At 44.9% G+C, this 6,684-nt stretch carries 7 protein-coding genes; 4 read left to right on the forward strand and 3 right to left on the reverse strand.

All coding sequences use genetic code 11. The features are described 5' to 3' along the window. Window positions 1-31: 31 nt before the first annotated feature. Entirely contained in the window at window positions 32-172 is a 141-nt protein-coding gene (locus AC0YNS_RS31620; RefSeq protein ID WP_475784848.1) for a glycine zipper domain-containing protein, read from the forward strand. Window positions 173-618: 446 nt separating this feature from the next. On the opposite strand, the gene AC0YNS_RS31625 is transcribed toward AC0YNS_RS31620, so the two are convergent. The 3 genes from AC0YNS_RS31625 to AC0YNS_RS31635 are packed head-to-tail and all read right to left on the reverse strand — an operon-like array spanning window position 619 to window position 2,925. Then, window positions 619-1,458, reverse strand: coding sequence for a carbohydrate ABC transporter permease (locus AC0YNS_RS31625; protein ID WP_475784842.1), 840 nt, complete (start codon window positions 1,456-1,458; stop codon window positions 619-621). After that, entirely contained in the window at window positions 1,445-2,320 is an 876-nt protein-coding gene (locus AC0YNS_RS31630; protein ID WP_475784843.1) for a carbohydrate ABC transporter permease, read from the reverse strand. The genes AC0YNS_RS31625 and AC0YNS_RS31630 overlap by 14 nt, the downstream gene beginning before the upstream one ends. A gap of 14 nt (window positions 2,321-2,334) precedes the next feature. Further along, entirely contained in the window at window positions 2,335-2,925 is a 591-nt protein-coding gene (locus AC0YNS_RS31635) for an extracellular solute-binding protein (RefSeq protein ID WP_475784844.1), read from the reverse strand. 900 nt (window positions 2,926-3,825) lie between these two features. Here AC0YNS_RS31635 and AC0YNS_RS31640 point away from each other — a divergent pair. The 3 genes from AC0YNS_RS31640 to AC0YNS_RS31650 all read left to right on the forward strand — a co-directional run. After that, a complete protein-coding gene (locus tag AC0YNS_RS31640) occupies window positions 3,826-4,224 on the forward strand; it encodes a hypothetical protein (RefSeq protein ID WP_475784845.1) in 399 nt (132 codons plus the stop codon). 157 nt (window positions 4,225-4,381) lie between these two features. Continuing rightward, window positions 4,382-5,800 (forward strand): NADP-dependent phosphogluconate dehydrogenase, encoded by a 1,419-nt coding sequence (gndA, locus tag AC0YNS_RS31645; RefSeq protein ID WP_475784846.1) that lies wholly within the window; start codon window positions 4,382-4,384, stop codon window positions 5,798-5,800. Between the two features lie 529 nt (window positions 5,801-6,329). After that, the coding region (locus AC0YNS_RS31650) for an RNA polymerase sigma factor (RefSeq protein WP_475784847.1) at window positions 6,330-6,684 on the forward strand (355 nt) is incomplete at its 3' end.

Genomic DNA, 6,684 nt, shown 5'->3' on the forward strand with positions numbered 1-6,684 from the left:
TATGAATAGGAAGAACAAGATGAAACCCGCAATGGCGCTTGCATTAGGAATCGCCCTTGGTGTAGCCATTGGCGTGGCAATGGATAATATCTCTGTTGGTATCGGTCTTGGGATAGCGTTTAGCGTAGTATTCGGAGGATTTAGAATAAAAAAGAATCCACCGGATGCCTGAAAATGATCAGTAAATAAATGGTGCCGGCAGAAGTCGGCACCATTTATTTCAATCTTTAACTGGAAACTGACGAGGTTGCCACGAATATGGTGACCGTTGAAGTAACGGGACACGATACTTCAATAAATGACTGTGACAAGAACAATGTTCAAATGAAGCCCCAAATTCATGATTCATACGATAATAAAATAGAAGCTCCAGGACAGCTGTCCTGGAGCTTCTATTTTATTCACCCTGTTCTTCATCCGGTTCCAAGCTGTCCCCAATTTCCTACCAGGCCGTTCTTGGCCCACCATGGAGGTGTCAGCGACCCCATACTGAACAAGAGACATTTTTGTAACCGTCCTTGCTGTCTAGGACTGGAACTTTCTTAGAAGCTCTTCGCATGTTTTGATAGCCGTCTTGTTCAAACTCAAGCTCTTCGACTCCCCTCGCACAAATAAGCGCTATTTCAAGTTAAATTGCATGCCTTCTTGGAATTTCTTACCGAAGAAGATAAACAAGATGATGATAGGTAGCGTCAGCAGCACCGATGCGGCGTACAACGGACCTGGATAGGTGCCATAAGGGCCGAACATTTGCGACAATAACACGTTCAGCGTGAGCTTATCGTCACTGCGCACGATGATCATATCCCACAGCAGCTCCGTCCAGCGTTCCATGATGAGGAACAGGAAGATAACGGTCGTGATCGATTTGGACATCGGAAGCATGATGCGGTACATGATTTTGAAATCATTGGCGCCGTCCAGTTTGGCCGCTTCGATGAATACCGACGGAATCGCCTTGAAGAAGTTCGTGTACATGAAGATCGCCCACAGGCTGACCGCCTTAGGGAGTATCATCCCCAAGTAAGTGTCATAAAGGCCGACCTTCTGCACGATTAGAAACGTCGGGATGAGCAAAATGATAGCCGGGAAGAACATATGGAACAAGACGAAATTGTTAATCGTGTCCCGCCCGCGGAAATTCAGCTTGGATAGCGCGTAAGCAACCATGACGCCAGACATCATCATCAGGGCCGTCGAAGCAATCGATACGATCGCACTATTGAAGAATGAGCTCACCCACGGGCGAGATATACCCGTCTCGCCGCCGGAAAACAGCCAATTGTACGATTTCGTCGAATACGAAGTCGGTATGAATTTCTGGTCGACCTGGCTCCAATCCGCGAACGAATTAAGCACCATGTATAAATACGGGTAGACCATAATGAACAGAAGGATGACAGCCAGCCCATAGCGGACGGCCAGCTTGCTTGTACTGTTTCGGTTAATCCCAACCATAGCGTTTCCCCCACAGTTCCAGCAGTTTACGGATGATAAAGATCGAGATGAAGGTAGCGATCGACGCAAGCAGCGCTACAGCGGATGCGTAGCCGGCTTTCAAGTTTTTGAAGGCTTGATTGAAAATCTCCATCTGCCACGTGTTCGTAGCATAATTCGGTCCGCCGCCGGTTAATTGATACACTTCCGTAAAAATGCCAAACGTGACGCCGAACGATAAGATAAGCGTCGTATAGAACGCCGGGTAGAGTAGCGGCAGCGTAACGCGCCAGAATCGCTGTCGTTCTGTGACACCGTCGATTGCGGCGGCTTCATAGATCTCATTGTCGATGCTATTCAATCCCGACGTCAGAATAAGGGCGTAATACCCAGTGAATTTCCACGCCAATATCATTCCGACAACGAACAGTGCTGACATCGGAGTACCGAGCCAGTCAATGTTCATGCCAAGCTTGCGCAGGAAGGTATTGAGCGGACTCGAATAGGACAGAAACCCCTTCACAATCAGAGATGAAACGACCCCAGATGACAAGTAGGGCAGGAAGAAGCCAATTAGAAACACGCTCTTAAACCGAGGCACACTGTGTACAACGACCGCAACGCACAGGGCCAGTACCGTCACGAGCGGGACGAAAATTATCATGAATTTGTAAGTCACCCAGAAAGCTGCGTGCACGCCGGGTGATTTCAGCGCATCGGTGAAATTGCTAAATCCAATAAAATTATACTTCGGCGAAATTAGATCCCAATCCGTAAAAGACAGATAAAAAGACCAGATAAGCGGTCCGAAAAAGAATATCAACGAATAAATGAGGTAGGGGCTGGTAAATAACCAGCCCAACCGATTGTTTTTTTGATCCATTAGGACAACTCCTTCTATTGAAGAGCGGCTTCAATGGCTTTCTTCATATTAGCCCAGCCCTTAGCCGGCGCGATTTCACCGCGTACCACCTTGTTAAAGGCTTCTTGACCGATAAGCGTCTGGAGGTCGTTATATTTCGCATTGTCCATCGGCGGCACGGCATTCGGTACATTTTCCGCATAAGGCTTCAGTGCAGGATTCGCGTCGAGTACATCTTTAAACGATTCATTGCTCGTCAGGTCGTCGCGTGCTGGTGGCAGCTTCGTTTGCTCAAGCCATTTCACGTCATTCGTCGAATCGGAGTAGACCCACTTAATGAAGTCGATCGCCGCTTTCTGCTCCGCTTCGGAAGCTTGTGAGAAGATGACGAGACCTTTCGTATCGGCGAATGTCTTGCTAGTAGCGGGGTCTGTACCATCCGGAACCAAAGGCATGCTCAGCGCGAATGTTTCGCCCAATTTAAGCTCAGGGAACTTTTCTCCCCACATGCTGAATGTCCAAGGACCGATATCGGTAAAGACGCCAACGCCGTTTTCGAAAGGATCTGTAACGGTTTGCGACAAAATACCTTTCTCCTTGCGCAGGTTGTCTACGAACGTCAACACTTATCCAGCCCACCGTGATGCTTCAGATCGGCTTGTTCGTCTCCTTCAAAGTGTTCCCAATCCAATGCCATGGGTACATAGACAGGCCTTTTGAAAATACCTGTAGTAATATCTCTTCGGTTATATTGCATAAGAGTCGGCATGCCGACATTGAGCGAAATCAATTTTCCTTGTTTCGTTGGACTCACCTCTAAAACGTGTGGATTAGTAAAAAAATCGTTAAATGCCTTGTTACTATAGCAAGGAATGGCTTGCGGGTACACATCCAAAGTGTATAATTACTTGCAGTCCATAAGTCCGATAACACAGCCAGTAATTGAAAGTAGGAACCAGTGGAGAGAAACAAATAATGGTGTAATTGCTGGAATGCCAAACGAAATCCTGTCGGGTGACAAGAACATTATCTCTTTAATGGCCGCGAAATCGCGGCTTTTTGTATTTATGGGATCAAGTTCTTGTCAAAACCAAATGACAAGAACTTGATCCCATTACAGCCTAGTCTTATTTTTGTCGATTGTATAATTCTCATTTTTGACTTGCATATTATTTGACGATAAAAACTAGAGGCCTCGGCAAGGCTTCTCTTAGATGCAAACTAACATTATCACATCTTTAATTCGAGGGGGTGGATCAGGGCATGACAACGTCCGAGAATTTGACGATTGAGTCGCTCGACCAGCTAATGGCCCTCGTCGGGAATTCATAGACTTTACTCGCATAAATATTGAAGCGGGTTCTAACCGCACCGCGCTAAGCTCTCATTCGTCACGTTTTCCATCTTTTAATTTTCTGGGCATAGACTGTATCTATATCTATTCTAAAATATATTAATTTGGCATATGACCTTGTTTCATATTAATATGTAGCTATTAAAGGCAATAACAGTTGAAGGAGAGAATAATGATGGAACAACATTACTACAAAAACGCTCATATTTTTTGGGATGAAGTAATTGAATCGGTTGTGATTCGATGGAATTCCTTCACCACGGGGGACGATTTTAGAGAGCCTTTAGATAGATTGATTGAATTAGCTGTGATCAAGAAGGCTAAGAAAGTTTTATTTGATAACAGTCATATACTCGTCATGAAATACGATATGAAATGGCTGTCTGAAGAGTGGTTGCCTAGACTAAAGAATGCTGGTATTCAATACACAGCTACTGTTAATCCAACTAATTCAGAACGTAACTACGGCTTGAAAAAAGAAATTGATGAAGAAAGTACAACAAAAATGCAACACCATGAATTTGAAGGTATACAAAAAGCAATTGTATGGTTATCAGAAATAGCCGCATGATAGATTTTAACTCTTAGATGGTGGGAGTCCTAATGATCGGTTAGTTAATTCGGATGCTACCTTTAATAGTATTGCCCAAGGTGAGTACCTTTATATATATTCAGTTTTCAGTTAGCTACTTAAATTACCTAATAAGAATCATCGGAGGAGATTACTAATGAGCAAGTTGCAAATCGGTGTGGCCGGATTAGCCGTTATGGGCAAAAACCTAGCCTTAAATATAGAAAGCAAAGGTTTTACAGTAGCCTTGTACAACCGTTCTCCAGAAAAAACAAAAGAACTTCTGGCCGAAGCACAAGGCAAAAACTTTGTGGGAACATACAGCATCAAAGAATTCGTGCAGTCTCTGGAGGTACCACGAAAAATTTTGATTATGGTTAAAGCTGGGACACCAACGGATGAAACCATTAATCAGTTGGTGCTTCATCTCAGTCCCGGAGATATCATTATCGATGGAGGTAATGCTTATTTTCCAGATACAGAGCGCAGAAACCGAGAATTGGAGTCTAAAGGAATCCGATTCATTGGGGCAGGGGTTTCCGGTGGCGAAGAAGGAGCGCTTAAAGGACCATCTATCATGCCGGGCGGCCAGCGTGATGCATATGATCTTGTAGAACCCATTCTGACGGCCATTTCCGCCAAAGTGAATGGCGATCCTTGCTCGACTTATATCGGAGAGGGTGGTGCCGGCCATTATGTCAAAATGGTGCATAACGGCATTGAGTATGGGGACATGCAGCTTATCGGCGAAGCTTACCATCTGATGAGAGACGTGCTTAATGTGGATGCGGACGAATTATATAACATTTTCACTAAATGGAACAAAGGGGAGCTGGACAGTTATTTAATCGAGATTACGGCGGATATTTTCTCTAAAAAAGATGCAGCGACCGGCAAACCGATGGTGGACGTGATTCTGGATTCTGCAGGGCAAAAAGGAACTGGAAAATGGACCAGCGAAAGCGCACTAGATCTCGGAGTTCCACTCTCAATCATAACCGAATCCGTCTTTGCCAGATTCATTTCTGCAATGAAAGAAGAACGCGTAACAGCAAGCAAAAAACTGAGCGGTCCTACGTCGCAGAAATACGAAGGAGATTCTGCCGAATTTATTGAAGCTGTAAGACAAGCTCTTTATGCTAGTAAAATCGCTTCTTATGCGCAGGGATTTGCTCAGATGAAGGTGGCCTCGGAGCATTACGGTTGGCATTTGAATTATGGCAATATTGCCATGATTTTTCGGGGAGGTTGCATTATTCGAGCCCGTTTCCTGCAAAACATCAAAGATGCATACGACAATGATCCAGCATTGAACAACTTATTCCTAGATGATTATTTCGGCGGCATCATCGAAAAATACCAGGAAGCCTGGCGCAAAGTTGTTGCGATCGCTGTAACCAGAGGTATTCCAGTTCCGGCATTCTCTTCAGCGCTTGCTTACTATGACAGTTACCGGTCGGCAAATCTACCGGCCAACCTGCTTCAGGCACAGCGGGATTATTTCGGAGCCCATACGTTTGAACGGGTGGACCAAGCTGGAGTCTTCCATTTCCAATGGTTGCACAACAACGACTAAACGATTGATTATAAATTTTCAATTTGGCCTCCGAACAGTGTACGGCTGTTCGGAGGTGTTTTGTTGTCGGGTGACAAGAACATTATCTCATTAATGGCCGCGAAAATCGCGGCTTTTTGTATTTATGGGATCAAGTTCTTGTCAAAACCAAATGACAAGAACTTGATCCCATTACCTAAATTGACAAGGACTTGATCTCTTTCCCGACGAGGAACAGGGAATCGCATACTGAAGGCAGTTAGTCAGAGGTGATCGACTTTTCCTTCTGCTAAGGGTAGGTTAGCATGATTTCATTCGAGGATATAATGAGGATCATAGGCGTTAAAGCGAATCCCGTAGGGAGGTCTATTATAAATCTGAATGAGACGATAAATGAAATAAGGTCAAAAAATAAGGTTTGCTGGGGTTTCTTACTGCTCTAAGGAAGGACTTAGTTACAGCGACTGTTAATACATGCTAGCCGATTTTTTTATGCGGCAATGAACTTTTTGCGCTTCTGCATGCTCTTAGCTATGAAAGGGGAGAGAACTTGATGGTAAGCCGTCTTGTCAGACAAGCTAAAAAAGGAAATAAAGATGCACTACTACAACTTATCATGGACGACCAGGACGCTTATTATCGTCTTGCCTACTCCTACATGGGGAACGAGCATGACGCGATGGATGCGATGGAGGATATGATCGTCACGCTCTATGAGAAGATCGAGCAATTGCAGAAGGGGGAAGCATTCTACAGTTGGAGCAAAACCATCCTCGTCAATCGATGTAAAGCGCTGCTCCGCAAGAACGGGAAATTTCGGCCACTGGAAGAGGATCTCGATACGTCGGTGCCAGCATTAACTGAAGCCGATCCGTATCGAAGTATGGAAGCCGAGATGGACATGC

The organism is Paenibacillus sp. J22FR21, assembly GCF_056269135.1.

Excerpts from the sequence above, each read along its gene's own strand:
- AC0YNS_RS31620 (WP_475784848.1), top strand. The coding sequence starts at position 32 with ATGGCGCTTGCATTAGGAATCGCCCTTGGTGTAGCCATTGGCGTGGCA.
- AC0YNS_RS31640 (WP_475784845.1), top strand. The coding sequence starts at position 3,826 with ATGATGGAACAACATTACTACAAAAACGCTCATATTTTTTGGGATGAA.
- AC0YNS_RS31625 (WP_475784842.1), bottom strand. The coding sequence starts at position 1,458 with ATGGTTGGGATTAACCGAAACAGTACAAGCAAGCTGGCCGTCCGCTAT.
- gndA (WP_475784846.1), top strand. The coding sequence starts at position 4,382 with ATGAGCAAGTTGCAAATCGGTGTGGCCGGATTAGCCGTTATGGGCAAA.
- AC0YNS_RS31630 (WP_475784843.1), bottom strand. The coding sequence starts at position 2,320 with ATGGATCAAAAAAACAATCGGTTGGGCTGGTTATTTACCAGCCCCTAC.